Below are 25,445 nucleotides of genomic sequence, written 5' to 3'. Positions count from 1 at the left end.
GTTGCCGGTGGTCGTGGCGGGTTTCCCTTGCCGCGGCCACCGGTTTTCCGTTCCTGGGCATCGGTCGGTAACCTTCTGTAATGACGCAACGGGACCTGCGGCTGCTGCCGAAGACCCACCTGCACCTGCACTTCTCCGGCTCGATGCGGCATCTGACCCTGGTCGAGCTGGCCGACACGCACGGGGTGCGACTGCCCGACGCGCTGCGCACCGAATGGCCGCCGCAGCTGTCCGCGGCCGATGAGCGCGGCTGGTTCCGGTTCCAGCGGTTGTACGACATCGCCCGTTCGGTGCTCCGAACCGAGGACGACGTACGGCGCCTGGTTCGCGAGGCCGCCGAGGATGACCGGGCCGACGGCTCACGCTGGCTGGAGATCCAGGTCGACCCATCCGGCTACGCGAACCGCTTCCACAACATCACCGAATTCACCGATCTGGTGCTGGACGCGGCCCGCGACGCAAGCGCCTCGACCGGGATCTCCGTCCAGATCGTGATCGCCGCGAACCGTACGCGCCACCCCCTGGACGCCCGCATCCTCGCCCGCCTCGCCAGTCAGTACGTCGGCCGAGGCGTCGTCGGTTTCGGCCTGTCGAACGACGAAAGACGGGGTACGACGTCGGAGTTCGCGCCGGCCTTCCGAATCGCCCGCAATGCGGGTTTGCTCGCCGCCCCGCACGGTGGCGAACTCTGCGGGCCTGCCACCGTGCGGACCTGCCTCGACGAACTGGGCGCCAAACGGATCGGCCATGGCGTGCGTGCTGCCGAAGACCCCGATCTCCTGGCTCGCCTGGTCGACGCGGAAGTGGCTCTGGAGGTCTGCCCGGCGTCGAACGTCTCCCTCGGGGTGTATCGCTCGGCGGAGGAAGTACCGCTGCGACAGCTCTACGACGCGGGGGCGCGAATCGCTTTGGGAGCGGACGATCCGTTGTTGTTCGGGTCAAGGCTTGCGGAGCAGTACGAGACGGCCCGTTCCGTGCACGGCTTCACCGACGACGAACTCGCCAACCTCGCCCGCGGCTCCGTCCAAGCCTCAACCGCACCCCCCGAAGTCCAACGCACCCTCCTAGCCGAAATCGACACCTGGCTAGGCGCTTCCCACCCAGCCACCCTTCCAACTCCCTAACCCCAGCCCTCACGGCCCCTGGCACTCTCCAGCCAACCTCGGCCCTCCTATCGGCCTCGGCCCCGCCGGGCGCGGCCCCTCCCACCGGCCGCGGCCCTTCCTGCCGGGCGCGGCCCTTCCTGCCGGGCGCGGCCCCTCCTGCCTTGGCCGTCCTGCCTGCCTCGACACCTCCTGCTGGCATTGGCCACTTCTGTCGGCATAACCACTTCTGTCACCCCCAACTGCCCCTCGGTCGCCATCTGCTCCTAGCGCCATCACCGCGCCCTCGGCCACTGCCCATCCTGGATGCCCTCCCTGCCGCGCTGCGGCCGCTGCTTTGCCCGTGCGGCCCCTACCGCACAGACCGGCTGCCCTGCCGCCATTGGTGACCTCCGTCAGCGTGGCTGCCGGGCTGCAGAGCCCACCGAGCTACAACTCCTTCACGTTCGGGCCCTCACCAGACGCCCCATCGAGCAGTGCTGGAGACCTCGGCTGAAGGGTCTTCGCGACGCCACGGATCGGTGAGCTGGTTTTCCACAGCTTTGAGAAAGCCGTGCAGAGGATCGGTGCCGACGGCATCTTCTCTTTGCGTGGGCCAGATCGGTTCACGTGGATCGAAACGGCTTGCGTGGACCGGACCGGCTTGCGGATCGGACCGACTTCGCGTGTGCCGGATCGGCTCGCTGGCCGGGCAGATCGGTTCGGTGTGTGAGCCAGATCGGTTCATCACGTGTGATCAACGACGGGAGGTGCCTCGTGTTTCGAGCGGAGGTGATAGGTGCGCAGAGGGGCAGGCCGGGGCAGCTCGGGGCAAGCTGGGGCAGACCGGTTCAGAGCGGGTTTTCGCCGCTGGCTAAGCGTGTTCACGCCAGTACTGTCGGCGCATGTCTGAGGTCAACGGGTTGCTCCGGGCTGCACGGGAGCGAACCCGGTCGCCGAGCGCGCCCGGGGAAAGCATGTCCCGCACCGAGCTGGCGGACGCGGTCTGCGAATGGTTGTGGCAAACCACCCAAACGAAGTACGAACTGGACGGGCACTACATCGCAAAACTCGAACGGGGAGCGGTGCGCTGGCCGGGCGCCCCCTACCGGGCAGGGCTGCGGCATGTGCTGAATGTTGCCTCCGACCACGAACTCGGCTTCATCCCGCCCGGAGCGGCACCGCCGATCGAAACCGATCTCACCGCTTGTTCCACCGTCGGTCTCGAGGACGACATCGTGGAGGCCGGTGACGAGTCGATCGCCTTGCTGACCTTGGCGGAGGAGTCGAATCTCGGCGACCTCACCGTGGAGCAGATGCATGTCGACCTGCACCGCGTCGCCCAGACGTATCTGCGGGTGCCGACAAAGCCGTTGTTCCTGCGAACCCGAAACATCCGCGATCGCGCGTTCAAGCTGCTCACGGGGCGCCAGCAGCCCGCCCAAACGCGCGACCTGTACGCCGCCGCCGGGTGGTCCCTCACCCTGCTGGCGTGGATGTCGGTGGACCTGGGCCGCCCGGATATCGCCGAAAGTCACACCCGAACGGCTTGGGCCTGCGCGGAAAGCGCGGATCACGACGACCTGCGGGCGTGGGTGCGGGCGACACAGCACACCGCGGCGTTCTGGCAGGACGACTTCGCCAAGGCGGCGGAGTTCGCCGGCGACGGACTGCGGTTCGCGCAAGGTTCGGCGAAGACGTTCCTGGCGGCGGCGCATGCGGTGGACCTTGCCCGGTCGGGACAACTCCAGCCTGCTCGGAAGGCACTCGAGCTGGCGAAGAAAACGGTGTATTCGGATGGCGCCAACGATCTTGGCGGACCGCTGTGGTGTTCGCCGGAGCGTGCCGAAGCGATCTGGTCGGATGCCCACCTCTGGCTCGGCGAGGCTCACGTGACCGCAAAACATGCGGATCGTAGCGTTCAGATGTTCGAGTCATCCCCGCATGCGCTGCGGAACTACGGCTCCGAACGAATGGTCCGGCTCCAACAGGTGAAAGCTCGTCTGGAGTTGGGCGAGCTCGACGGCGCTGTCGAGGCCCTCGCGGTAGTGCTGGAGACGGCACCGGAATTCCGCGTTCGCCCGCTGATTCAACGCGTCAGCGAGGTGGCCGCGCAAACCAGGACGCCGCGCTATCTCGGCGAGGCCAAGGCCAGGGCCATGCACGAGACCATCCGCGAGTTCGTCCGCCGCCCTGCCGCAACCCGCCACTCCCGCTAACCCGGCACTCCCCGCTAACCCGGCACTCCTCTACCGTCGGCCGAACCAACTCCCGCAGGCTGCCCATCCTGCACCACAGGTGGCGGTACGTCGCCGTGGCTGCACGTGTGATGGCGGTACGTCGCGATGGCCGTACGTCGCGGTGGCGCGGTCCACAAGATCGCATCGGCTCACCCAGCCGCAGCGACGCGGCGTCCACCCGAAGGCCAACAAAATAAGGCAAACCACCGCTATCACGTCGTGGAGTCGCGCGGCATTTCAGCGTGATCCGCTATAGGCCGCCGCTTGACCGAGGTGCGATCCGCCGAGGGCCGCGGCTGTGGGTAAGCGAGGCCTGTCGAGGCACGGCTTGTTGCAAGTGCGATCCGACGAGGGGCCTGAGCTTGGCGAATGGGCTAGTTCGCCGGCGAGTGCTGGTGGTGAGCATCCGCCCCTGGATGGCCCAGGTTGCCCGGCGATCTGCCCTCCCGAGGCGGCGCCAGATGAATAACGCTGAGTGACATTCCGAGAAGCCCTATTCGAATCAGTCTTGAGAAAGGCAGTTCCAGATGATGGGAAATTCGTGGGTCCTGTTAACGGCCGTCATCGTGACGATCGCGTTGTACGGCTTGATTGTGCGTTCCGTCGACCGGGAGGTGCGAGATCGATGAACCTGCTGGAAGACGAGGTCGGACAACCCCGGCGAAGGGTGCGCGTCTGGTTCGGCGAGCACGTCATCGCCGAACACGTCGGCGCGGTCGCCATCGCCGAGAGATGGGAGCAAATGATGCGCCGCCGCTTCACCGGCCTGCGCGTGACAACTGAAGATCTTCCTACCCGATTCACCAACCACCATTAGCTGTTCGTCGCTGACCGCGGTTCCGCCATGCATCAAAGGGCGGATCGATCGGTGACCAAGTGTTCGAGGCGTCGGTGGCTATGGCCAGCCGCTACATCGAGGCGCCCTGCTGGCATTCACCAACACGTGCACCGTCACCGGCGGTACCCGGCGTGCAACCGTTCGCCCGCGTTCCGCAGGAACAAGCCAATGACCTCAATGCTCTCGCACAGCTGACTCGCGCCGCCGTGCCCACCGACGACCAAGCACGCCCTTGTTCTGAGCGGGTGATGCCGAAGCGGACTATCCATTCGCCGGGACAAAGGGTCACGGCGACTAGACGGCCGGGCCATTCGCGCGAGATGCATCCGGCTCGCCGTGGTCGATCGGATCGCATGCGGCGAGGTCTAAGCGGTTCGGCGTGGTTAGCCGGAGCGTGGATGGGCACCGGCCGGGTTGGCCTAGTCGCAAGGGGCGTTCGGTTGGCGCGCCGTCAGTGGGATCGCTTCGCTGTCTAACGTCGGCGAGTTCGTTGAGCGGAGGTCGCGAGCGATGCGACCTGTGGTGTTTCAAAGACCGGTGGGGCCGGCGTCTTGATCCCTGTCATCGGCGCCGGTCCCACCTTCCAACCTTCACAGCCGGACCACGCATGCGCCCACTCCCTACCCGTCGGGCCCACGCTGCCCTGTGCCGACCCGCGCCGACCCGCGCTGGCCCGTGCCGACCCGCGCGACGGCGTGCCCGCGGCCGGGTGGTCACAGCCTCCGAGTGGGCGCGGGCGGGCAGCGGGTTGGCGTGATCAGAGGGTGCAGTTGATGAGGGTGGGCTCGTTGATGAGGGTGATGCCGAAGGCTCGGTGTACCTCGTCGCGCACGTGCCCGGCCAGGGCCAGCAGTTCCTTGGCGGTGGCGCCGCCTCGGTTGGTCATGGCCAGGGTGTGCTTGGTCGAGACCGCCGCGCGGCCGACGGCGTAGCCCTTGCCGACACCCGCGTGTTCGATCAGCCAGGCGGCGCTGGTCTTGACCCGGCCGTCCGGCATCGGCCATTGCGGTGCGCCCGCGGGTACCTCGGCCGGTTCGGCCAGGATCGGGTTCGTGAAGAACGACCCGGCGCTCCAGGTGTCGTGGTCCGCTTCGTCCAGGACCATGCCCTTGCCACGCCGCAAGCCGAGTACGGCCTCGCGTACGTCCTGGAGCGGTACGCGCGCACCCGTGTCCACACCGAGGACCCGGGCCAGTTCGGCGTACTCCACCGGGGCCGAGAGGTCGCCGAGCGGCAGCTGGAACGTCACCTCGAGTACGACGTACCGGCTGGGCTCGGTTTTGAAGCGGGACGTGCGGTACGCGAAGCCGCAGTCCGCCGCCGCGAACGTACGAACGGCGTTGTCGACGCGGTCCCAGACCCGGACGCGGGCGATCGACTTCTCGACCTCGTGGCCGTAGGCGCCGACGTTCTGGATCGGAGTTGAGCCGACCAGGCCCGGGATGCCCGACATGGACTCGAGGCCGACCCAGCCTTCGGCGATGGCCCGTCGGACGAATGGGTCCCAGTCCTCGCCGGCGGCCACCGCTACGGTCGCGCCGGAGCAGGCGTCGGCGTCTTCGCGGATGCCACGGGTGGCGATGCGAATCACCGTGCCGCGGAAGCCCTCATCGCCGATCACGAGATTGCTGCCGCCGGAGAGCAGGAGGACCGGCTCCTTGGCCGCGTCAGCCGTGCGGACCGCTTCGATCAGTTCGGCCTCGGTCTCGACCGTGACCAGTCGATCGGCCGGGCCGCCGACCCGCAGCGTGGTGAGGTCGGCCAGTCGTACGTCGTTCATCGTCTGCATGGCTCAGGTCAACCGCACCAGCGCGCGGGCCTGCCCGAGCACCTTCTCGTCGGCCGCGACGGCCGTGATGTCGATCCGAGCCGTGCCGTCCTCGTTGACCGCGGCCACCTTCGCGCTGATCTCCAGCGTGGCGCCCTTCTCGTCGTCGGGAACGACCACAGGCTTGGTGAAGCGCACGCCGTACTCGATCACGCGACTGGGATCGCCGAGCCAGTCCGTCACCACGCGGATAGCGGAGGCCATCGTGAGCATGCCGTGCGCGACGACGCCGGGCAGACCGATGGCGGCGGCAAAGCGGTCGCTGTAGTGGATCGGGTTGAAGTCGCCCGAGGCACCGGCATAGCGGACCAGCGAGGCGCGGGTCAGGTGAACGGTCAGCGGCGGCAGTTCGGTACCGACCTCGACCTCGGTCAGCGGGGTGCTCATGCGTCGCCCTCCGGCGTGTGGAAGATGACCGTGGTGGTGGTCGCGAGGTCCTCGCCGGCGGTGGTGCGCAGCTGGGTCTCAGTGGTGACGACGTCCATGCCACGGACCTGGCGGTACGCGGTCAGCGTGCAGGTCGCGGCCACCTCGTCGCCGGCGCGGATCGGCCGCTTGTAGGCGAACCGCTGGTCCGCGTGCACGATCCGGTGCAGCGCCAGCCCGAGCTCGGGATCGGCCAGCAGCAGATCGAAGGCGCCGGATCCGAGCGGGAAGGCAAAGGTGGGCGGGGCGATCGCGTCGTCGCCGCGATAGGCGGGGTTCGGGTCACCGATGGCGTCGGCGAACTCGCGGATCTTCTCCCGGCCGACCAGGTAAGACTCTGGTGCCGGATAAGTCCGGCCCACAGCCGATGCGTCGATCGTCATGGCATGAACCCTACTGGCAGACTGATCCCGGCTCTTAGCGCGTGTGCCGCCACCACCGCTTGAATCCCTTACTGGAAGGTAGCTGCGTGACGGCGTACGACGACGTCCCCACTGGAACCGTGGCCGCGCTGGCCCGCTTCGGGGCTCGGTACGAGGCACAGCTCGGTGCACCGAGTGGAGACGGCTGGATCCGCACGGACCACCTACTGGTCCCGGACGGTCCAGAACTCACCGGACTGCTCAAGCACGAGTTCGATGGCCGGGGCCACGCCACGGAACACGCGACAGCTTTAAGCCTCATGGCCGTGTACGCCGGCCGCCTCCCGGCCACGGCCCTCCTACTCTGGGCACTCCACGGAATCGTCCTAGACGTCCGCCCCGAGAACCTGTGGCTCAAACCGGCTGAGGACGCTGGCATCGAGGCCGTGGCCATCCGTTCGCTAGAACCACTGCCCGGCGGTCTAGCCACCCTGTACGACGTAACGCTCGCGGGCCACCTTCTACCGTTGGCCGACGAGCTTCACCGGCGTACCCGCGCGGGCCTTCGCCAGCTGCGCGGAGGAGTTGCCTCCGGTACGGCGATGGCCTTCTGCGCAGCGACGCGCGAGACCGTCGCGGCAGATCCGAAGGTGCTTGCGGAGAAGTGGGCGGAGTTCGTGGGCGGAGCACCGTGCGGGCTCAACGCTCTGGGCGAGGTCACGACGGTCAACCGTGGCGGACGGGACATCCTCGTTTATCTGCGGAACACGTGTTGTCTGTACTACTCCTGCGCGGACGGCAGCGGGAAGTGCTGCGCGAGCTGCTGCCTCACGCCCCGGCAGGACCGCCTGGCGAACTACGCCGCCGTCTGATCCCTGAGGCTTGGACGACAGCGAAGAGGCCGCTCCCCAAGGGGAACGGCCTCTTCGCGAAAGTTATCTGGAGATCAGCGGGTTTCGCGGTGCTCCGTGTGGTCGTTGCAGCGCGGGCAGAACTTCTTCAGCTCAAGACGGTCCGGGTCGTTGCGCCGGTTCTTCTTGGTGATGTAGTTGCGCTCTTTGCACACCGTGCACGCCATGGTGATCTTCGGGCGGACGTCGCTTGCCTTGGCCATTGGTGTCTCTTCTAGTCAGGAGTGCGCAACTTGGGTGATCGCACTCTCGATGTACTGCATTGGTGGGTAGCGGGGGCGGGAGTCGAACCCGCGACACCACGATTATGAGCCGTGTGCTCTAACCACCTGAGCTACCCCGCCAAGAGTTGTCCGTCACGCCCGGCGGACCGGGCGAGACGTCCTTCTCAGAGCCCCTTTACGGAATCGAACCGTAGACCTTCTCCTTACCATGGAGACGCTCTGCCGACTGAGCTAAAGGGGCGGGCCGAGGAGAGACACTACACGGCCACCTGCCCAGGTGTGAAATCGAGTTCGATCGCACCTGCCGGACGGCCGTTGCACCGCTCTTCCGACAGCGGAAGTCTACCCTGCCCAAAGGGGTGCTTCTGCCAATTTCCGGCGACCTCGATCGCGACTTTCCAGCGACCCCGATCACAGCCGAACCCGACCTCAGACGGACGCTTATAACAAGTTCGTGGACGTTTCCCCGCATCGACAAGCATGACTTGAGTCACAGGCGAAGGGGTCTGGAAAACCGCCGCCGTTCCGCCTGCCGACCACTGAACGCGAAGACGATCGTCACGTTCTGTAAGCGAATTTCGAGCTGTTTCAGGTTCAACCGTTTGGGCTCACCGTGATCTCGTCGTTATCGTCGAGGCGACCCCTGGGGATAACCCTGGGGGTAAGTCATGCCCCTCCAGTGGAAGGTCCCCTCGTGTCCCCTCTCCGTGACGCGTCCGATCGCGCCCTGTCGCGATCCGTGGTTCGCACGGCGAACACGGCAGCCACCACCCGGCGGTCACCCGCCAAACACCGTGTCACTCGGCGTAAGCAAATCCGAGGCGCCCAGGTCGTCGGCCTCACCGCCGCACTTGCGGCCGCAGCCAGTGCAAGCACCGTCGGCGTCAGTAACGGCGCCACCACCCAGACGAGCTCCATCCAGCCCGAATCGATCACTGCGGCCCGGATCGACCGTCGCGAGTTGGCCAGCCGCGACGCCTCGCGCTTCGCCTTGGCCGACTCAACTGCCCGCAAACTTCAGGCCGCCGCAGAGGTACAGGCGAAGGCCCGAGCCGCCAAGCAGGCCGCGAACCGTAGTGCGACTGAGCGCCGAGCCGCCGCGCTACTGGCCGCCAAGAAGGCTGCAATCGCTGCAGAGGCCAAGAAGAAGGCCCAGGCTGCTGCGGATGCCGCCAAGGCCGAGAAGGCTGAGCAGGTCGAAAGGGCTCGCGCCGCGGCAGAGGCCGACAAGGCTCCGAAGGCTTCGCTGCCGACTACCGGCTACCGCATCACCGCGACGTTCAACCAGGGCGGCAGCCGCTGGGCCCGCAACCACACCGGCCTGGACTTCGCAGCGCCGCAGGGCACTCCGGTTCTATCGGTACTGCCCGGCGAGGTCATCTCGGCGGAGTACGCCGGGGCGTACGGCCGTCAGATCAAGGTCCGCCACGAGGACGGCACCGTCACGTCGTACGCGCACATGTCGGCGTTCGTGGCCTCCGTCGGGGACAACGTCAGCGCTGGCGAGCAGATCGGCTCGGTTGGCTCGACTGGCAACTCCACCGGCCCGCACGTGCACTTCGAGGTACTGCTGGGCGGCGAGACTCAGGTCAACCCGAAGCCCTGGCTGCAGGACCACGGCGTCAACCCGTAGTGCTCGCAATCCCAACGTGCGAAGGACCTTGCGCTTGCGCAGGGTCCTTCGCACGTTAAGCGCTCTTGCGCTTCAGGCTGCCTTCGCGCGTTAGACGACCCTTGCGCGTTAGAGCTGGCTAGTGTCCTGAGTCGGGACACTAGAGGAACTTGGCGAGGCTGTAGTCGTCGACGAGCCGCCCGTTGATCACGAACTCCGCACGGGCGTGGCCGACCACCTCGTAGCCGTGGCGCTCGTAGAGCCGGCGAGCGGGCGCATTCGTGGCAAGCACGTTCAGGCAGATCTTGCGGCCGCCGCGGCGACGAGCCTCCCCCTCGCTTGCAGTCAGCAGTGCGGAGCCAACGCCGAGGCCACGGGCTTGAGGCGACACCGCCAGCCCGTAAACGCCGTATACGCCGTCGCCCTCCACGAAGGGATAACGCGGGACCAGCTTCACATAGCCGACGATTCGTTCGTCATACAGCGCAACCAGGTGGTCCTCCGGCTTGGACCGCTCGGTGAAGAACGAGTCGCGCTCGCCTTCCGTGAGCGAGGGAAAGCCTGAATCCGGGCCCCACGCCGCCTGGTCGAGAGCCAGCAGATCGGCTTCGTCCGTCGGCAGACCTCGGCGAATGGTCACGTCCTGTCGTACGGCATCAGTCACGCCGACCATCATCACCCCGAGCCGGTTCGCTTGTCCGGGCATTTACCACCTCACGCTCGTACTACGGCCTCACCGCCGTACGAGCGCCTCGACGCCATACGGCGGCCTGCGGCGGCTGGAGGCGGTACGACTTACGCGCGGACGCCTAGCCCTGGGTAACGCGCTGATGGTGGCGACGGGCCTTCAGGCGGTTGCCACAGGTAGCCATCGAACACCAGCGCCGTGAGTTCGCCCGGCTTCGGTCGAGCAGGAACAGGTTGCACTCGTCGTTCTCGCACGGGCGGAGCCGGCCCGGCGCAAGCTCTGCCAGCTCGGCCCAAGCCAGTACGCACCGCATGGCGAACGCCCCCGCCTTACCGGGCTTCATGTCCCAGCGAAGGCCTCGCCCGTCGATAGCCGGCAGCTGGGTTGCGCCAGCGAGGAACGGCTGAAGCACCTCCGCCGATTCGCCGCGAACTACCGACGCGATCGCCTCGCGGACCATCTTCGCCATCGCAGGGCTCGTACCACTCGCACCGCGGGCGTCGAGCCACTCCCGCGCAGCCGTTTTGTCCGCAAGCGCATCGGTCTGGACGCCGTCGACGACCGGCGCGGTGTTGAGCAGCTCGAGCAACACCTCGTCATCACGTCTAACCACATTGGACATGTTGACAGGTTAGCACTTCACGGTGTTCACTCGCTGCTTGTAACCACATCAATCACTTAAAGGGGTTAGGCGATGACTACGCACCACCGCACCATTCAGGTCAACGGGCACGAGATCTTCTACCGGGAGGCCGGCGCCGCCGATGCGCCCGTAATCCTTCTGCTGCACGGATTTCCGACCAGCTCGCACATGTTTCGCAACCTGATCCCCCTGCTGGCCGGGCAGTACCGCGTGATCGCGCCGGACCACCTCGGTTTCGGCTATTCCGCGATGCCGTCGGCGGACGAGTTCGAGTACAACTTCGCCACTCTCGCTACGATGACGACCGCGTTCACGGAGGCGCTCGGCCTGTCGTCGTACGCCGTGTACGGTCAGGACTATGGCGCGCCGATCGCCTGGCGGATGGCCCTCGCGCATCCCGAACGCATCACCGCGGTGATCACCCAGAACGGCAACGCCTACGAAGACGGCCTGGTCGAGCGAATGTGGTCGGACGTGCACGCGTACGCCGAGGACCCGTCACCTGAGAACGCCCGGGCGGTTGCGACGATGCAAAGCCCGGAGCTGGTGAAGTGGCAGTACCTGCACGGTGTACCGGACCCGACGCTGGTCAGCCCGGACACGTGGACGCACGACCTGGCGCTTCTCGCACGGCCCGGGGCCGAGCGCGTCCAGCTCGACATCATTCGTTCGTACGTGGACAACTTCCGGCTCTACCCGAAGTTCCAGGAGTACTTCCGGACCAGCCAGGTGCCGCTGCTTGCGACCTGGGGCGAGTTCGACGAGATCTTCCCGCCTGCCGGCGCGAAGGCCTTCGCCCGCGATCTGCCGGACGCCGAAATCCACCTGCTGCCGACCGGGCACTTCGCGCTCGAGACCCACGCGACCGAGATCGCCGAGCTGATCCTGGACTTCCTTGCCCGCCGTCTTCCCGCCCGGAACTGACCAAATCCGGTCATGACCTTGATCTGGAGCGCGCTCCAGGTTGTTGGCTCGGGCCATGACTGGACTGAACCTTGCACTGGGAGCGATGGAATTCGGCTCCCGCATCGATGAGAAGGCCTCTTTCGCACTGCTCGACCAGTACGTCGACGCGGGTGGCGAGTGGATCGACACAGCGAACTGCTACGCCTTCTGGCAGAACCCGAGCGGGCACGGCGGCCAAAGCGAGGAGCTACTCGGCCGCTGGATCGCGCAGCGCCCCGGCGTCCGGGACCGGATCAAGCTGGCGACCAAAGTCGGTTGCGAACCGCTGCATCCCGGCGGCTATCCGGCCCACGTCGAGTCACTCGATCAGGCGGGAATCGACGCGGCCCTGAGTACGTCGTTGCGGCGGCTCGGCGTGGATCACGTCGACCTCTACTGGGCTCATCGCGATGACCGCGCGACGCCGTTGGAGGAGACGATCGGCACCTTCGGGCGGCACGTGGCCGCCGGCACGGTTGGCCACATCGGGCTGTCGAACTGGGCGCTCTGGCGAACTGAACGCGCTCGCGCCGTGGCAGTCGGCCTGGGCGTCGAGGCGCCGAGCTACCTGCAGCTCCAGTACAGCTACGTGCGCCCGAGGCCGTTGGTGGCGGACAGGACGGGTGGACACCGGTTCGGCTGGCTCACCGACGAGACGATCGACTACGCGACGACCGATCCGAACTGGAACTTGTGGGCCTACACCCCGCTGATGTCCGGCGCGTACGACCGCGATGACAAGTCGTTCCCGCAGGAATACGACCACCCCGGTACGACGGCACGGGTCGAGACGCTCGCGAAGGTGGCCGCCGAACTCGGAGTCAGCCGGTCGAGCGTGGTCGTGGCCTGGCTCGTCGGCGGTACTCCCGCGGTTCGGCCGATCGTGGGCGCGAGCAGGCCGGAACAGCTCGCGGCCTCGCTCGAAGGCGCGCGCCTCGACCTGCCCGGCGACGTACGTGCCGAGCTGGACAAGCCGTGGTGACACCCGCTATTCGGTTGTGGGCTCAGTCGGCGCTCACCTCCCGGGCGCTGTAGTAGGCGATCTTGTCGTCCAGAACGCCGAGGGCCGCGTTCATCCGGGCGATGTGGTCCAGCAGGGCGGTCCGACGCTCGCGGAGGAATTCCACGCGGGTGCCCGGATCGCCCTCGGCCCGCAACAGGCTGGTGAACCGTTGCAGGTCGCTGATCCCCAGGCCCGCGTCGCGTAGGCAGCTCACCACGCCGATCCAGGCGATATCGCCCTCGCGGTAGACCCTGCGCCCGCCGGGAAGTCGCTCGATCGGTCCGATCAGCGACTCCTTCTCGTAGTAGCGCAGGGTGTCGATCGTCAGGCCGGTCAGCTCCGCCGCCGCGCCCGGGCTGTACCGGCCGTCCGCCGTTCTGGTCTGCGTCATGCCCCGATCGTCGCACCCCGCACAAACTGTCGGTGCCGGGTGTTTGGGTCGTTTCGTGTGGGTCGTGGCCAGGTCGGCCGATCGGATCGATTTCTGTCGGTGGCAGGTGTTTGGGTCGCGGTAGTGGCGGCCGGTCGATCGATCGGTTTTCTGTCGGCGGCGGGTGTTTAGGTGAGTTCAGGAGGTGGTGCGATGACCACGGTGGCGCTTCGGCCGGTCGAGGACGACGACATCGAGATCTTCCATCGGTACGAGTCGGATCCGGTGGCGTCCGAGCGGGCGGCCTTTCCTGCGCGCGAGCATGACCGGTTCGTCAAGCACTGGGCGAAGATCCGGGCCGATCCGAGCGTCAACCTGCGCACGGTGCTGGTCGACAGCGAGGTCGCGGGCAACATCGTCGAATGGGAGCAAGACGAGCAACACTGGCTCGGCTATTGGTTCGGGCGGGCGTTCTGGGGCCGGGGTGTCGGATCGACCGCGCTGCGCCTCTTCTTGGACGAAATACCGATTCGCCCGCTGTACGCCGATCCAGCCGAGCAGAACGTCGGCTCCGTCCGGCTACTGGAGAAGGTCGGCTTCCAACGCGTGCCACCCGAGCAACAACCTCCTCCGGAGGACGGCATCCAGTACGTCTTGCACGTCTTAGGCTCACCGGACGACCGCCCCAGCGACTCGACCTGACGGGCGACTCGCACGGCAGGCGGCGGATGGCCCGGTGCCTCGTTCGACGGGTGGCCCGGCAGCTCGGCTACACGGACGCCCTGGCGACTCGGGCGGCGGGCGTGCGGGCGTGCGGGCGGCGCCATCCACGCCTCCGCGTGGGCCTTGGGGCACTGCATGGCTGGGCGTACGCCGGGTCGCCGGAGCCGGTTCACTTGCGACGCAGCCGGGTGGTCAGGGCACCTGATGTCGGGTATCTGCGATTCGACGTGGTGAGGTAGAGCCTCGAACGACCGGAGGATTCGATGCGGATCAGCTCGCGCAATGCGCGGTTCCAGCAGTGGCAGGCACTGCTGACCAACCGGAACAAACGGCAGCGTGCCGGTGAGTTCCTCGTGCAGGGCGTGCGGCCGATCACGATCGCGGTTGACCAGGACTGGCCGATCCGTGCGCTGCTGTACGACGCCCAGCGACCACGTACGGCCTGGGCAGAGGACATCCTGCACCGGGCCGGTGGCGAGCGTGTGAACATGGCGCCCGATCTCCTGGCCGAGCTAGGTGAGAAGGAAGAAGCCGCGCCGGAGATCATCGCCGTGCTGGAGATGCCGGCCGACGACCTGGATCGCATCGAGGTACGGCACGACTTCCTCGGCCTCGTGTTCGACCGGCCGTCGAGTCCGGGCAATATCGGCTCGATCATTCGTTCCGCCGATGCCTTCGGAGCCGACGGGCTGATCGTGACGGGTCATGCCGCCGACGTTTACGATCCGCGCTCGGTGCGCGCCAGTACGGGATCCCTCTTCGCGTTGCCGTCGGTGCGAGTGCCGTCGCAACGCGAGGTGATGGCGTGGATCGACCGCGAGCGGGATCGCGGCAAGCCGGTGCTCGTCGTCGGTACGGACGAGAAAGGCGAAGCCGAGATCTTCGACTTCGACCTCACCCGGCCAACGCTCCTGCTGATCGGCAACGAAACCTCCGGTTTGAGCGCAGCCTGGCGTGAACTGGCCGACCACCTCGTCAGCATTCCCATGACCGGCTCAGCCAGTTCCCTCAACGCCGCCAACGCCGCAACCACGGTCCTCTACGAAGCCCGCCGCCAACGCCTCCACTCCGCCCGTCCCTGATACGCGCGCCTCGCGCCGGCAGGAAGGCGGCGCAGCCAAAGGAGCGGCGGCAGGTGTCCGAGTGCAGTCGCGACGCAGCAGTGGGATCGTCGCGAGGCGGGCCGGTCTGGTCCACGAGGAACGGCGAACCGAGCATCGACGCCCGGTAGAGAGCAGCTGCCTGGCCGTTGAACCGATCCGAGATCCGGGCGACCACCTGGCTCATCGCGAAGACGAGTAGCTCGTTCGGCGTGCCGAACATGTGGCGCAGCGAGCCAGCCGATAGCCCCTTGCCCCACAGCTGTTTCGAAGGGTCTTTGTGAGGGCCGAAGAGGCGAGTTCGCCGTTCTTCGACCGTACGGCGTGCTCCGGCCGTCGCGGTGGTGGAGTTCCATCTATCGCGGAACGTCCGGACCGACGCGCTCACGGACCCTCGTGCGGATCACCCGCCAAACCACCTCGGCGAGGTCACGACGGCGTCGCACGGCGTCGGCAAACTTGAGCATGGGCTTTATAACACAACCGTGTTAGATTCCGGGATCGTCGTTGATACGGGCGTATCAAATAAAGGAGCCGCCATGCCTCCAACAGCAGTTCGAGCTACGAGCGCCCTGCGGGCAATCGCCCGTCAGCGCACCGTCCGGATCACCGCAGCGATCTGGTTCGCCGCCAACGCACTGGTGCTGCTGCTGGCGGAGGACGCCTTGCCGTTCGACTGGCCAGAGCTGCCCGGGTCGTCCGTCGAGCACGTACTGAATACGAACATCGCGCTGCTGGGGATCTTCGGACTGATGGCGCTCACGTGCCTCTTGACTCGCAACCGTGCCCGGCCCGACCTGGCCGAGCGGGCTCCGGATCTGGCAACCGCCCGGCGGGAGGTCGCCTTCCTGCTCACGTACGGCGTCCTGGGCCTGGTGCTCGGATTTGGCCTGGCCCGGCTTCTGGGATGGCATCCATTCGGACTACATCTGGCCGGCACGATCTTCGGTACGCACGAGCACGTCGGACCCGCAGAAGCAATCTCCTGGGCCGCGTACAACCTGCTCGTTTATGCGGTGGTGCCGCTGGCCTACTTCCGTCGGCGCTACTCGGCTGTGCAGTTGAACCTGGTGTCCAGCGACCGGCGTTCCGATGCCCGCCTGATCGTGATCATCCTGCTCGTCGAGTCGACAATCCAGTTCGCGACGCTGGCGACCGTGGTGGGCGAGCTCTCCGCACGACAATACGTCGTCGGCCTCCCCGTCACCTTCGTGCTCTACCTTGCAGGCGCCGTACTTCCCGCCATGGTGTTCATCTACTGCATCCTGGTGCCGCGTTTCCTCCGGCTCACTGGATCAGCAGCGACAACGGTCATTCTCGGCGGGGTCACGTACACACTCCTGCACGTATGGGATGCCTGGACGGTCCTGACCTCTCCGACCGACGCGCTGCTGTCAATCGTCTTTCTGTTCTTCACGTACTTCGGCCCGGGAATGATGAAGACCGTGCTGACGGTTCGCACCGGGAATGCATGGACCCATGTCTGGGCTTACCACGCGCTCGCGCCGCACACCTTGATCGATACGCCCCACGTGGTCGAGATCTTCAAACTCCGCTGACCAGCCTGTGGCCCGGTTGGTCTGCGTGAAGGTCGATGCACCTTGGCGCGAAGGCCGTCGCAGGCTGCATTGCGCCGTGCAGACATCCGTGGCAGGCGGCGCGGCGGAACCACCCCAAGGCGGCACGGCGGGACCGCCCAGCAGCAAGGCGTCGTACCCGCGAACTGGCGGACGCGGCCACGGGTCACGCGGCCTACACCCGGCTCGGGGGGAACTGCCCGCAAGGTGTCGAGATGAGGTCACCGGAAGGTGGCGGGGAAGGTTAGTTCGTCGATGGCATACACCTCCTGGAGTTCGGCTGGCTCGTCGCGCGCGCAGGCCGCGGCGATGTTGTCGATCAGGTCGTCGTAGTCGGCGTCGGTCTTGCCCTCGTACGAGTCGGTTATCCGGCCCCACTCGTCCCAGTTGAGCGCTTCCCACTTGTTCAGCGCGGCCAGGTCGCGGATGACGTTGCCGCGGATCTCTCCCGGCCCCCAGGCGTGATCCGTCCCGACGACGCCGAAGGTCATCGGGTCGACCTTGCCGGCGCGGTACAGCGTCCACGCTTCGCCGCCCGTGAGGAACTCGCCTGGCGCGAGGTCCGCCGGGTTCGCGACGTAGCCGTGGCCGAGGTGTTCCGCGTCGATTCGGATCCACCGTTCGCCGTCGTGGTACTCGAGGATCCAGTGATCGAAGCTTCGCTCGGGGCTGAAGTAGGTTCCGAAGCCGGCGCGGGCGCGTGCCGGAATACCCCGCTGGCGCAGCAAGGCCGTCGCGAGGGTGACGAAGTGCCGGCAGCAGCCGACCACCCGTTTCTCCTTGGGACGCGGGATGTTCAACGGTCTTGGGTCCAGGGCGGCCAGCGCGGCGACGATCGCGTTGACCGGGCGCAGGTTCCGCTCATCGATCCGCTGGTCGGGCACTCCCAGCGGCGTGGCGTCGAACGGCTGGATGACGAGCTTCTGCACAGCCTGGCAGAGGCCGACCGCATCCTCCGGAAGCCCTTGCAGTAAAGCGATCTGACCGGGATCGAACGTGGTGAACGGCCCGGGTAATCGATAGTCGAGCGTCATGGGAGTGATGCTAGACGGGCCCACCGACAAGAACCGGCCCTCACACTGCGAGGGCCGGTTCTCCTTCAGTTCTTAGGTCTTTCGAGTCCGAACTTCAGCTTTCGCAGCCGATACCGTCATTGTCGGCGTCGAAGCGATGCGGGTCAGTGCCCACCACAGTGAAGTTCGTCCGACCGATGTCGGGGCAGTCCAGGTCCGGAGGCGGCGGCGCGATGCAGAAGTCCGGGTAGGACGGGTGACACGTCGGCGGGGGCGGAGGCGGCGGAGGCGTTGTCACCGGTACGAGCATGCGCACGTACCAGGTGCCGTTCGAAGGCCGGAAGACCGCTTGATCCGCGCGAGCGTCGCCGCCGTACTGGCCCGGCTGCGGCTTGTCCCAGGTCGCACCCCAGCGCACGATGCCTACGCCACGCATGTACCAACTACCCGTGGACGGGCGGAACACGACGAGTTCGGAACGGCTGTCGCCGCCGAAGCTGGCCGGGGCCGGGATGTCGCCGCGAACGCCCCACGCGTAGATGCCGCCGCCACGCAGGTACCAGCGGCCGTTCGCCGGGCGGAAGATCGCGACGTCGGCGTGGCTGTCCCCGACGTAGTTCGACGGCACCGGTACGTCGCCGCGCTGGCCCCAGGCGATCGCGGTACCGCCGCGAATCCACCACTTGCCCGTCGCCGGGCGGAATACCGCGAGCTCGGCTCGGGCGTTGCCGAGGTAATTGGCCGGCACGGGCACGTCGCCGTTGATGCCCCACTTGAACGTGCCGATGCCGCGGATGTACCAGGTGCCCGTGGCCGGGCGGAATACCGCCAGCTCGGCCCGGCCGTCGCCGTTGTAGTCGGCCGGAACGGGGATGTCGCCGCGCACGCCCCACTTGATCGAGCCGAGGCCGCGCACGTGCCAGACGCCGGTTGCCGGACGCCAGACCGCGAGATCGACCCGACTGTCGCCGACGTAGTTGCGCGCGACCGGAATGTCGCCGTTCATGCCGAAGCGGACCGTCATCGAGACGACCTTGGTCGCGGTTGCGGCCGTGACCGCGGTGGACGCCGTCACGACCGCGGGTGCGGCGGTTGCTGCCGGACTGGCAACCGCCGCCGTCAACCCGGTGGTGGCCGACGCCAACGCGGTCAGGCCTATCGCCGTACTTCTGAAACGCATGCGCTCCCCCTGGAGATCAGCGATGGCCCGGGATGCCGGCTTTCCCTTGTTGGGCCCCCGCCGGCACGGCCATCGTGCTGGCTACATCGCTGGGTCGGCGCATTCGTTACAGATTGTCACCAACTGGCGGGTTGCCCCGGCCGATGGGTACCAAATGTCCACTCGAAACCCTCCGGATCGAGCACCCGGCAGCGGTAGTTCCCCCACTCCGTGTCGTCCGGCGTCCACACGCTCGTAGCCCCAGCCTCAACCGCCCGCGCGTGGACCTTGTCGACCTCACCCCGATCGGCCACCGTGAGGTAGGTCCCGAAGCCACAGGTCTCGCCCTTACGCGGCGGGCGCTCGTACCCGTCGAGGTCGCTGAACACCACGATGGCGGCGTCGCCCAGCCGGAGCTCGGCGTGCGCGACGGGCCCTTCTTCCTCCGGGAAGCGCATGGTGGTTTCGAAGCCGAAGGCCCGGCCGAGCCAGTCGATCGCCGCAGCGGCGTCGCGGTATCCGTAGTACGTGCTGATGGTGGTCGCGTTCTCAGTCATGGCTCTAGGTTGTCGAACGCAGAGGACAGCTTGTGACCTCTACTCGTTCGGTGCGCCTACGTTCCGGGATGCTGTGATGACCACATGCATTCGGAGGGGGACAAATGCGACGTACCGACAAGATCGCCGCCGCCATCGGGGTCACGGTGTCACTGATCGTCTCGATCGGACTATGGTTCGTCCTCCGCGGCGGCGACGCCCTGTACGTCGAGGGTGGATCGTCGAACTCGATGTTCGCGATCAAGGCCGGCGACGACGTCTACTACCCGGTGAAGTCGATCCAGAACACCAGCCGCCAGATCATCACTCTCGTGAACGTCGTCCCGGTAGACCCTGACCCGGGTATCGAGTTCGTCGACGCGAAGGTCTACGACTTCTTCTCAGCCACGCGCACCTTCAAAGGCCAGTTCCGGTCGCCGGAGGACGACCCGAGGCGGCATTTGATCGGCGAGGTCAACGGCCGCCAGCTCGTACCGAACGAGGCCCTTCCGGACACCGTGCTCGTGCATCTCCGCATCACCAGCGACCAGCGCCCACTCAATATCCCGGCAGTGAAGGTGACCTACCGCCAATACGGCCGCCTCCACACCCAACTCATCCACGACGCCGTCGAAATCCACTAGCCGCTCAGGCCCGACGCGTCCGACCCGGGCTGGACACGCAAAACCGCCCCTGGCCCGCGTTTCCGCGGGTCAGGGGCGGTTTCAGCTCCTGTGGCAGGTGCAGGGTTCGAACCTGCGTAGGCGTAAGCCGGCAGATTTACAGTCTGCTCCCTTTGGCCACTCGGGCAACCTGCCAGGGTGCTGCTGGTCCGAAGGCCAGCGGGAGAGACAATACAACAGGAAGCACCCCCGACAGCAAATCGAAAGGAAGTGCCCATGGCCTCGGAGTCCTCCTTCGACATCGTGAACAAGGTTGACCACCAGGAGGTGGACAACGCCGTGAACCAGGCGGCGAAGGAGATCAGCCAGCGGTTCGACTTCAAGAACGTCGACGCCGGTATCAAGTGGTCGGGTGAGTCGGTCGACATCCAGGCCAACACCGAGGAGCGGGCCAACGCCGTCCTGGACGTGTTCAAGGACAAGCTGGTCAAGCGCCAGATCTCGCTCAAGGGCCTGGAGGCGGACGAGCCCAAGCTGTCCGGCAAGATCTACAAGATCAACGCCACGATCAGCGCGGGCATCACCCAGGAGAACGCGAAGAAGATCTCCAAGCTCATCCGCGACGAAGGCCCCAAGGGCGTCAAGGCGCAGATCCAGGGCGACGAGTTGCGCGTCTCGAGCAAGAGCCGGGACGACCTGCAGGAGGTTCAGGCGCTGATCAAGGGCCAGGACTACGACTTCGCCGTGCAGTTCGTCAACTACCGCTGAACTGCCACTGAACCACTGAGCCATCGCTGGTCACTCGAGAGGTGTCGTACGGCCCGCCCGCCGTACGGCCTCCTCACGTCCCACTGGCCGCCGGAGTTAGGCGTGGCGGACCCAGACGTTGGGCTCTTGGTAGGTGCCCAGGTCGGCAGCGCGATCTACGTGCAGTGTGGCCAGGCCGGCCGGGATGACGTACGTGCCGCTGCTTGGGAGGGCTAAGCCGGTCCAGGCCTCCCAGTCCGCGACAGTCCCCGTGATGGTCTGGCTGGCCGGTGCTGGGGCGAGGATGGTTGCGCCGAGGCGTACGTGCGTGCGGAGCCAGGGGTCAAGCGGTAGGCCGTCCGGGCGTTTCCAGGTCGTGAACTCGTCGATCGGCGTCAACGGGTAGGAACTCTTCAGCGTGGGTCTAACCGGTGCGATCACCTTGGCCAGTCCCGCGGCTACGGCGTACTCGCGGACGCTGGTGATGACCCGGCCCGCGTGACCCCGTCCCTGCTCGTCGTTCCGGACGGCGGCGGCCATGAGCACGAAGGTGTCGGGTACGACGCCGGCCTCGTGCTCGCCAACCGCCCGCGCAAGGGCGTCCGTAAAGCCCCCAGGCAGGTCTGCCACCTCGGACGACCAGGAGATCGGTACGCCCCAGCAGCCGGCGATGAGGCTGAGGCGATCGGTACCAGCTCATACATATGAGGCACGCTAGACGCGCCGTACGTCGCTAGCGACCGTATTTGCCCGTACGGACGGCCCGGGGAGATCCGCCGAGTTCCCGGCGGCAAGCCTTGTTGAAGGCCTGCAGGTCGTTGATCCCGACGGAGGCGGCTACGGCCGGGATGGAGAGCGTGGACGAGGTGAGAAGGTGCCGAGCCCGGGCCATCCTCCGGCCTCGTAGGTAGGCCACGACGGTCATACCGGTCTCGGCCCGGAAGAGCCGGGTCAGGTGGTTGTGCGAGATACCGGCGACCCGGGCCAACTCCGGTACGGCGAGCGGCCGCGCCAGGTTGGCCTCGATATGGGCGACGGCCGTCGCTACAGCCGCGTGGGACGACCCGTGCGTGGATTGCTCAGGTAGTTGAGCCACCCGCCATAAGGCCGCCCAAACCTCGGCTACGACCCTGCGAGAGCCTCCAGGGGATGCACGGATCGCCTCGCGCAGGAGGTCCGACAAGACCGTGGACGCTACTCCTGCGTCTTGAACCACCGGGACCATCACCGGATCACCCGCAAGCGCCGTACGGAAGTGGGCGAACAGGTGTTCCGAACGGCCGCGGTAGTCGAAGGCGACCTGCACGCCGGGTGGTACCAGGCTCACCGAACCCGGCCGGACCGGATAGACGTGGCCGTTGATCGTCAGGTCCGCGTGGTAGCCGTACACGTGGAACTGCCAGAGATCCGGCAGCCGGAAGACGTCGCGCAGGCTCTGCACGCCGTGGACGCCTACGCCGGGGTTGATCAGGTCGGGAGGCTCTTCCAGGTACAGCGGGACGCGCTCAACCATGGTGAAAAACTACCAGTGATAGTGAGTCAGACCCACGCGAAAGCACGGCCCAGCACCGCAGGCTTGTGGAGTAGGAACCACTCCGACCTCCGGTCCAGGGGAGACACTATGCATCGCAAACACCTGCTCACCTCCGTGCAGATGGCGCATTTCGTGGCGCACGGCGCGCTCCGGATGGACGCCGTCGTACCGGACGAGATGAACGCACAGGCCATCGAAGTGCTCGACCAGGGCATTCCCGCGGTCCCGTACGGCACTCCGCTGCGGGAAACCTTCCCCGAAGGCTCGTTCGCGCAGCGACTGGTCCAGCTCCCGGAGGTGGCCGGCGCCATCCAGAGCTTGGTGGGCCCTGACCCGACGGTGGATCACCACGCCGTGCATATCCGCGAGGCGAACGAAGGCGAGGCGCAGAACCTCCACGCCGACGCGATCATCGACGTACGTCCCGGAGCCTTCGACGTCCAGCTGATGTATTACCCGCAGGAGGTCACCCTGGAGATGGGTGGCACGTTGAGCGTTCCGGGCAGCCACCTGCGGCGTACGAACGAGTCGGACACCGGGAGGTACCAGAACCTCCGTGGACAGACCCGACTGACTTGCCCGGCCGGAACCGTCGTATTCCTCCACCATGGGATCTGGCACGGCGGACGCCGCAATGACAGCTCGATCGACCGGTACATGTTCAAAATCCGGTTCAACCCAACTGTCCGGCAGGTCCGGCTTTGGAACACCGACGACCTTTACGACCCTGCAGTGGCCAAGGAGCTCTCGACGTTCTTCCCCTGGTACGAGACCGCCACGGGCCGATTGGAGCTCTACAACCGGGTGAAGTTGTGGCAGGCCCTCACGGGTGACGACACGTTCGACCCGGAGTACTGGGTTACCCGCGTCACCAACCAGCCGCGACGCGTCGTCGCCCAGCGCAGCCTCAACCCGCACGCCCCGAAGGAGATGGCATGAGTCTCACTGCCCAAGTAGCCGCTGAACAGGACGTACAGATCCGCCAGCAGGTTCTCGTGCTCTACCTGGCCTCTTCGGCGCTAGACGCTCACGTGATCGGCTGGTCGACGTACGACGGCACGGGCGCTACAACCCCGACTACGGGCGACAGCGACGTACCGCCGTACGAGACCGGCTTGGACGCTCTTAAAGACGGTTGGCGCCTGTTCCAGGCTGCGCAGCTTCTACCGCCGCACCCGGGCCACGAGTACGACACGTCGTTCCTGAAGCACGAGTTCTTCTTCGAGAAGCTCGTGCGGGTCTAGAGCGGCAGCACGCATACCGGCTTCGGCCAGGTCAGCGGAGTCCCCGTTGCGGTAAGGACGCCACTGGCCTGGTCGACCGTGAAGAACGCCACCGAGTCGGAGCGCTCGTTGGCCGAGTACAGGCCGGTTCCATCCTTGCTGAAGGCAAGGTGCCGTGGCCAGGTCCCACCAGAACTGATCGTCTGAACCAGCTCAGCCGACAACCCGTCCTCAGCGAGGGCAAACACCGCGATGGTGTCGTCACCCCGGTTGGACCCATAGACGAAACGGCCGTCCGCTGAAATCAGCACCTCCGCCGGAAAGCTCTCGCCGGTAGCGTCTTCAGGGCGAGTCGACACCACCTGCACGGCGTCGAGCTTGCCCGCGCTGTAGGCGCAGACGGTCAAAGTCGAGTCGAGTTCGTTGATCACGTACGCCGCGGCGCCGCCCGGGTGGAAAACGATGTGGCGAGGACCCGCGCCGGGGTGGACCGACAGACTGCCGGCCTCCTCCAGACGTCCGTCCTCGGTCAAACGGGAGACGTGCACGGTGTCACTACCGAGATCGATGTCGACCGCGTACTCGCCCGCGGGATCGAAGGCGACCTGGTGCGAGTGCGGGCCTTCCTGGCGCTCCACGTTCGGCCCGGTGCCCTCGCGCTGCACGATCTGCGTCGCCGCGCCGAGCGAGCCGTCGGCCTGGATCGGGTGGATCGCGACGGACCCGGAGCTGTAGTTCGCCGAGAGCACGTACCGCCCGGACGGGTCGATCGCCAGGTGACAGGGATGCGCGCCCTCGGTGGGCTGGTCGTTCAGGAATTCGAGCGCGCCGTCGGCACCAACCGCGAAGGCGCTCACGCGGCCCTCGTCCAGCTCGTTCACCGCGTAGAGGAACCGCCCATCCGCCGACCTGGCCAGGAACGACGGGTCCTTGGTGGTCGCGGCCACCTCCGCCTGCTCGAGAGACCCGAGGCCGATCCCGGTCCCTCCGCCCGCTTGACTGGTGTAACTGCCGACGTAGATGCGCTCCGAGGTCATGCGCCTACCCTGCCACCCGGACGCCGTTGAGGCATTCGCAGTTCCAGCATGCAAGCGGTTCCGCCTACGCTCGACGCCATGGATGTCCCGGCCTTCCTCCGCCGCATTGGCCTGCCCAAGCCGGGTAAACCCGACGTCGAGTGGTTGTTCCGGCTGCACGCGGCGTACGTCGAGTCCGTGCCGTACGAGTCCATCCAGTTCCAGCTAGGTGGTCGTACGCCGCTAGACCCGTTCGAGTCGGCCGAGCGGATCATCGCCGGTCGAACCGGCGGCTACTGCTTTCAGATCAATGGCGCGCTATCGGTACTGCTAGAGGCCTTGGGCTATCGAGTGACTCGTCACCGCGGTGGAGTCCACACGTCGACTCAAGCCGCTCGGGTGGACAGTAGCCACCTAGTGCTGACGGTGTCGGGTCTTCCCGATGCCCCGGGTACAACCTGGCTCGTCGACGCCGGCCTGGGGGACGGCCTGCACGTGCCCTTGCCGCTCAGGGCCGGGGTGTACGACCAGAGGCCGTTCACGTTCGGCCTGCGGCGATCCGAGGTCGTACCCGACGGGTGGCGGCTGGACCACGATGAGACGGGCGGACTGATTGGGATGGACTTCGACAACGCGCCAGCCGTCATGAGCGACTTCGCGCGGCAGCACGCGTACCTGTCGGAATCGCCGGAGTCGCCGTTCGTACGCGTCTGTTCGGCGTTTATCCGCACGCCGGGCGACGTACACATCCTGCGCGGTCTATCCCTCAGTACGCCGACCACCGCGCCCACGCTGCTGGAAGCACCCGCAGCCTGGTTCACCGCCCTAGCCGACGTCTTCCACCTCCCCCTGCAACACCTCTCCCCCACCGCCCGCCAAACCCTCTGGCGCCGCGCCCTCGCCCAGCACGAGGCGTGGGCGGCCGCCCAGCACTCTTGAGTCACAAGCGTCCGATGAGCGGGGACACGCCGCGTCAAAAGCGTCCGATGAACGCCGACACGCCGCGTCACAAGCGTCCGATG

General features: G+C 66.7%; 28 protein-coding genes and 3 tRNA genes. 15 read left to right on the top strand and 16 right to left on the bottom strand.

All coding sequences use genetic code 11. The features are described 5' to 3' along the window. Positions 1 to 80: 80 nt before the first annotated feature. The 3 genes from ACFFGN_RS31740 to ACFFGN_RS31730 all read left to right on the top strand — a co-directional run bounded on the left by ACFFGN_RS31740 (position 81) and on the right by ACFFGN_RS31730 (position 4,139). Entirely contained in the window at positions 81 to 1,124 is a 1,044-nt protein-coding gene (locus tag ACFFGN_RS31740; protein WP_380055428.1) for an adenosine deaminase, read from the top strand. A gap of 863 nt (positions 1,125 to 1,987) precedes the next feature. Next, entirely contained in the window at positions 1,988 to 3,301 is a 1,314-nt protein-coding gene (locus ACFFGN_RS31735; RefSeq protein ID WP_380055425.1) for an NsdA family TPR-like regulatory protein, read from the top strand. A gap of 646 nt (positions 3,302 to 3,947) precedes the next feature. Next, positions 3,948 to 4,139, top strand: a complete 192-nt coding sequence (locus ACFFGN_RS31730; protein ID WP_380055422.1) for a hypothetical protein — start codon at positions 3,948 to 3,950, stop codon at positions 4,137 to 4,139. Between the two features lie 778 nt (positions 4,140 to 4,917). On the opposite strand, the gene ACFFGN_RS31725 is transcribed toward ACFFGN_RS31730, so the two are convergent. The 3 genes from ACFFGN_RS31725 to ACFFGN_RS31715 are packed head-to-tail and all read right to left on the bottom strand — an operon-like array spanning position 4,918 to position 6,797. Beyond that, the gene (locus ACFFGN_RS31725; protein ID WP_380055418.1) at positions 4,918 to 5,949 is read right to left on the bottom strand and encodes a UDP-N-acetylmuramate dehydrogenase; all 1,032 of its coding nucleotides are present in this window, start codon (positions 5,947 to 5,949) and stop codon (positions 4,918 to 4,920) included. Positions 5,950 to 5,952: 3 nt separating this feature from the next. Continuing rightward, on the bottom strand, positions 5,953 to 6,375 hold the full coding sequence (locus ACFFGN_RS31720) for a MaoC family dehydratase (protein ID WP_380055415.1): 423 nt from the start codon (positions 6,373 to 6,375) through the stop codon (positions 5,953 to 5,955). Continuing rightward, on the bottom strand, positions 6,372 to 6,797 hold the full coding sequence (locus tag ACFFGN_RS31715; protein ID WP_380055413.1) for an FAS1-like dehydratase domain-containing protein: 426 nt from the start codon (positions 6,795 to 6,797) through the stop codon (positions 6,372 to 6,374). Before ACFFGN_RS31715 ends, ACFFGN_RS31720 begins: the two co-directional genes overlap by 4 nt. An 86-nt stretch (positions 6,798 to 6,883) precedes the next feature. Here ACFFGN_RS31715 and ACFFGN_RS31710 point away from each other — a divergent pair, with 86 nt between their 5' ends. After that, the gene (locus tag ACFFGN_RS31710; RefSeq protein ID WP_380055410.1) at positions 6,884 to 7,648 is read left to right on the top strand and encodes a hypothetical protein; all 765 of its coding nucleotides are present in this window, start codon (positions 6,884 to 6,886) and stop codon (positions 7,646 to 7,648) included. Between the two features lie 74 nt (positions 7,649 to 7,722). On the opposite strand, the gene rpmG is transcribed toward ACFFGN_RS31710, so the two are convergent. The 3 genes from rpmG to ACFFGN_RS31695 form a co-directional block, all read right to left on the bottom strand. Further along, positions 7,723 to 7,890: a 50S ribosomal protein L33 gene (rpmG, locus tag ACFFGN_RS31705; RefSeq protein ID WP_328990830.1), complete on the bottom strand. Its 168-nt coding sequence runs from the start codon at positions 7,888 to 7,890 to the stop codon at positions 7,723 to 7,725. 67 nt (positions 7,891 to 7,957) lie between these two features. Beyond that, positions 7,958 to 8,031, bottom strand: a tRNA-Met gene (locus ACFFGN_RS31700). Between the two features lie 48 nt (positions 8,032 to 8,079). Beyond that, a tRNA-Thr gene (locus ACFFGN_RS31695) sits at positions 8,080 to 8,152 on the bottom strand. A gap of 453 nt (positions 8,153 to 8,605) precedes the next feature. On the opposite strand from ACFFGN_RS31695, the gene ACFFGN_RS31690 reads away from it, so the two are divergent. Beyond that, on the top strand, positions 8,606 to 9,544 hold the full coding sequence (locus ACFFGN_RS31690) for a M23 family metallopeptidase (protein WP_380055407.1): 939 nt from the start codon (positions 8,606 to 8,608) through the stop codon (positions 9,542 to 9,544). 139 nt (positions 9,545 to 9,683) lie between these two features. Here ACFFGN_RS31690 and ACFFGN_RS31685 read toward each other — a convergent pair whose 3' ends face one another. Together ACFFGN_RS31685 and ACFFGN_RS31680 are read right to left on the bottom strand one after the other, a co-directional pair. Further along, entirely contained in the window at positions 9,684 to 10,229 is a 546-nt protein-coding gene (locus ACFFGN_RS31685; protein ID WP_380055404.1) for a GNAT family N-acetyltransferase, read from the bottom strand. A 103-nt stretch (positions 10,230 to 10,332) separates the two neighbouring features. Continuing rightward, complete coding sequence (locus ACFFGN_RS31680) at positions 10,333 to 10,833, bottom strand: CGNR zinc finger domain-containing protein (protein WP_380055400.1); 501 nt, start codon at positions 10,831 to 10,833, stop codon at positions 10,333 to 10,335. A 72-nt stretch (positions 10,834 to 10,905) separates the two neighbouring features. Between ACFFGN_RS31680 and ACFFGN_RS31675 the strand changes: the two genes are divergently transcribed. Then, the gene (locus ACFFGN_RS31675; protein WP_380055397.1) at positions 10,906 to 11,778 is read left to right on the top strand and encodes an alpha/beta fold hydrolase; all 873 of its coding nucleotides are present in this window, start codon (positions 10,906 to 10,908) and stop codon (positions 11,776 to 11,778) included. Positions 11,779 to 11,833: 55 nt separating this feature from the next. Then, positions 11,834 to 12,781, top strand: coding sequence for an aldo/keto reductase (locus ACFFGN_RS31670; RefSeq protein WP_380055392.1), 948 nt, complete (start codon positions 11,834 to 11,836; stop codon positions 12,779 to 12,781). A 22-nt stretch (positions 12,782 to 12,803) separates the two neighbouring features. Here ACFFGN_RS31670 and ACFFGN_RS31665 read toward each other — a convergent pair whose 3' ends face one another. Then, positions 12,804 to 13,193 (bottom strand): MerR family transcriptional regulator, encoded by a 390-nt coding sequence (locus ACFFGN_RS31665; RefSeq protein WP_380055389.1) that lies wholly within the window; start codon positions 13,191 to 13,193, stop codon positions 12,804 to 12,806. A 192-nt stretch (positions 13,194 to 13,385) separates the two neighbouring features. Between ACFFGN_RS31665 and ACFFGN_RS31660 the strand changes: the two genes are divergently transcribed. The 3 genes from ACFFGN_RS31660 to ACFFGN_RS31650 all read left to right on the top strand — a co-directional run bounded on the left by ACFFGN_RS31660 (position 13,386) and on the right by ACFFGN_RS31650 (position 16,554). Next, positions 13,386 to 13,874: a GNAT family N-acetyltransferase gene (locus tag ACFFGN_RS31660; RefSeq protein ID WP_380055386.1), complete on the top strand. Its 489-nt coding sequence runs from the start codon at positions 13,386 to 13,388 to the stop codon at positions 13,872 to 13,874. Between the two features lie 284 nt (positions 13,875 to 14,158). Next, positions 14,159 to 14,977 (top strand): TrmH family RNA methyltransferase, encoded by an 819-nt coding sequence (locus ACFFGN_RS31655; protein WP_380055382.1) that lies wholly within the window; start codon positions 14,159 to 14,161, stop codon positions 14,975 to 14,977. Between the two features lie 359 nt (positions 14,978 to 15,336). Continuing rightward, positions 15,337 to 16,554, top strand: coding sequence for a hypothetical protein (locus tag ACFFGN_RS31650; protein WP_380055378.1), 1,218 nt, complete (start codon positions 15,337 to 15,339; stop codon positions 16,552 to 16,554). A 239-nt stretch (positions 16,555 to 16,793) separates the two neighbouring features. Here the strand turns inward: ACFFGN_RS31650 and ACFFGN_RS31645 are convergent, their stop codons facing one another. The 3 genes from ACFFGN_RS31645 to ACFFGN_RS31635 all read right to left on the bottom strand — a co-directional run bounded on the left by ACFFGN_RS31645 (position 16,794) and on the right by ACFFGN_RS31635 (position 19,301). Then, positions 16,794 to 17,606: a transglutaminase-like domain-containing protein gene (locus tag ACFFGN_RS31645; protein WP_380055375.1), complete on the bottom strand. Its 813-nt coding sequence runs from the start codon at positions 17,604 to 17,606 to the stop codon at positions 16,794 to 16,796. Between the two features lie 94 nt (positions 17,607 to 17,700). After that, positions 17,701 to 18,765, bottom strand: coding sequence for a hypothetical protein (locus tag ACFFGN_RS31640; protein ID WP_380055372.1), 1,065 nt, complete (start codon positions 18,763 to 18,765; stop codon positions 17,701 to 17,703). A gap of 116 nt (positions 18,766 to 18,881) precedes the next feature. Next, positions 18,882 to 19,301: a VOC family protein gene (locus tag ACFFGN_RS31635; RefSeq protein ID WP_380055369.1), complete on the bottom strand. Its 420-nt coding sequence runs from the start codon at positions 19,299 to 19,301 to the stop codon at positions 18,882 to 18,884. 104 nt (positions 19,302 to 19,405) lie between these two features. Here ACFFGN_RS31635 and ACFFGN_RS31630 point away from each other — a divergent pair, with 104 nt between their 5' ends. Next, the gene (locus ACFFGN_RS31630) at positions 19,406 to 19,924 is read left to right on the top strand and encodes a hypothetical protein (RefSeq protein ID WP_380055366.1); all 519 of its coding nucleotides are present in this window, start codon (positions 19,406 to 19,408) and stop codon (positions 19,922 to 19,924) included. Positions 19,925 to 20,015: 91 nt separating this feature from the next. Here ACFFGN_RS31630 and ACFFGN_RS31625 read toward each other — a convergent pair. Further along, positions 20,016 to 20,098: transfer RNA gene (locus ACFFGN_RS31625), tRNA-Tyr, on the bottom strand. A gap of 81 nt (positions 20,099 to 20,179) precedes the next feature. Here ACFFGN_RS31625 and ACFFGN_RS31620 point away from each other — a divergent pair. Continuing rightward, on the top strand, positions 20,180 to 20,671 hold the full coding sequence (locus tag ACFFGN_RS31620; protein WP_380055363.1) for a YajQ family cyclic di-GMP-binding protein: 492 nt from the start codon (positions 20,180 to 20,182) through the stop codon (positions 20,669 to 20,671). A gap of 96 nt (positions 20,672 to 20,767) precedes the next feature. On the opposite strand, the gene ACFFGN_RS31615 is transcribed toward ACFFGN_RS31620, so the two are convergent. Together ACFFGN_RS31615 and ACFFGN_RS31610 are read right to left on the bottom strand one after the other, a co-directional pair. Beyond that, the gene (locus ACFFGN_RS31615; RefSeq protein WP_380055360.1) at positions 20,768 to 21,280 is read right to left on the bottom strand and encodes a hypothetical protein; all 513 of its coding nucleotides are present in this window, start codon (positions 21,278 to 21,280) and stop codon (positions 20,768 to 20,770) included. Between the two features lie 103 nt (positions 21,281 to 21,383). Continuing rightward, positions 21,384 to 22,163 (bottom strand): AraC family transcriptional regulator, encoded by a 780-nt coding sequence (locus ACFFGN_RS31610; protein WP_380055358.1) that lies wholly within the window; start codon positions 22,161 to 22,163, stop codon positions 21,384 to 21,386. Positions 22,164 to 22,271: 108 nt separating this feature from the next. Here ACFFGN_RS31610 and ACFFGN_RS31605 point away from each other — a divergent pair, with 108 nt between their 5' ends. Next, positions 22,272 to 23,123 (top strand): phytanoyl-CoA dioxygenase family protein, encoded by an 852-nt coding sequence (locus ACFFGN_RS31605; protein WP_380055356.1) that lies wholly within the window; start codon positions 22,272 to 22,274, stop codon positions 23,121 to 23,123. After that, positions 23,120 to 23,428 carry a hypothetical protein gene (locus ACFFGN_RS31600; protein WP_380055352.1) on the top strand — a complete coding sequence of 103 codons (309 nt, stop codon included), beginning with the start codon at positions 23,120 to 23,122 and terminating at the stop codon, positions 23,426 to 23,428. Before ACFFGN_RS31605 ends, ACFFGN_RS31600 begins: the two co-directional genes overlap by 4 nt. Here the strand turns inward: ACFFGN_RS31600 and ACFFGN_RS31595 are convergent. Further along, a complete protein-coding gene (locus ACFFGN_RS31595; protein ID WP_380055349.1) occupies positions 23,425 to 24,444 on the bottom strand; it encodes a lactonase family protein in 1,020 nt (339 codons plus the stop codon). The genes ACFFGN_RS31600 and ACFFGN_RS31595 overlap by 4 nt on opposite strands. A gap of 78 nt (positions 24,445 to 24,522) precedes the next feature. On the opposite strand from ACFFGN_RS31595, the gene ACFFGN_RS31590 reads away from it, so the two are divergent. Further along, positions 24,523 to 25,362, top strand: a complete 840-nt coding sequence (locus tag ACFFGN_RS31590) for an arylamine N-acetyltransferase family protein (protein WP_380055346.1) — start codon at positions 24,523 to 24,525, stop codon at positions 25,360 to 25,362. Positions 25,363 to 25,445 lie beyond the last annotated feature (83 nt).

Origin of the sequence: Kribbella deserti, from assembly GCF_042434725.1 — a bacterium.
Classification (GTDB): Bacteria; Actinomycetota; Actinomycetes; order Propionibacteriales; family Kribbellaceae; genus Kribbella; species Kribbella deserti.
Note: the sequence above shows the minus strand (reverse complement) of the source record. Positions and strands in the feature narration are given on the sequence as shown.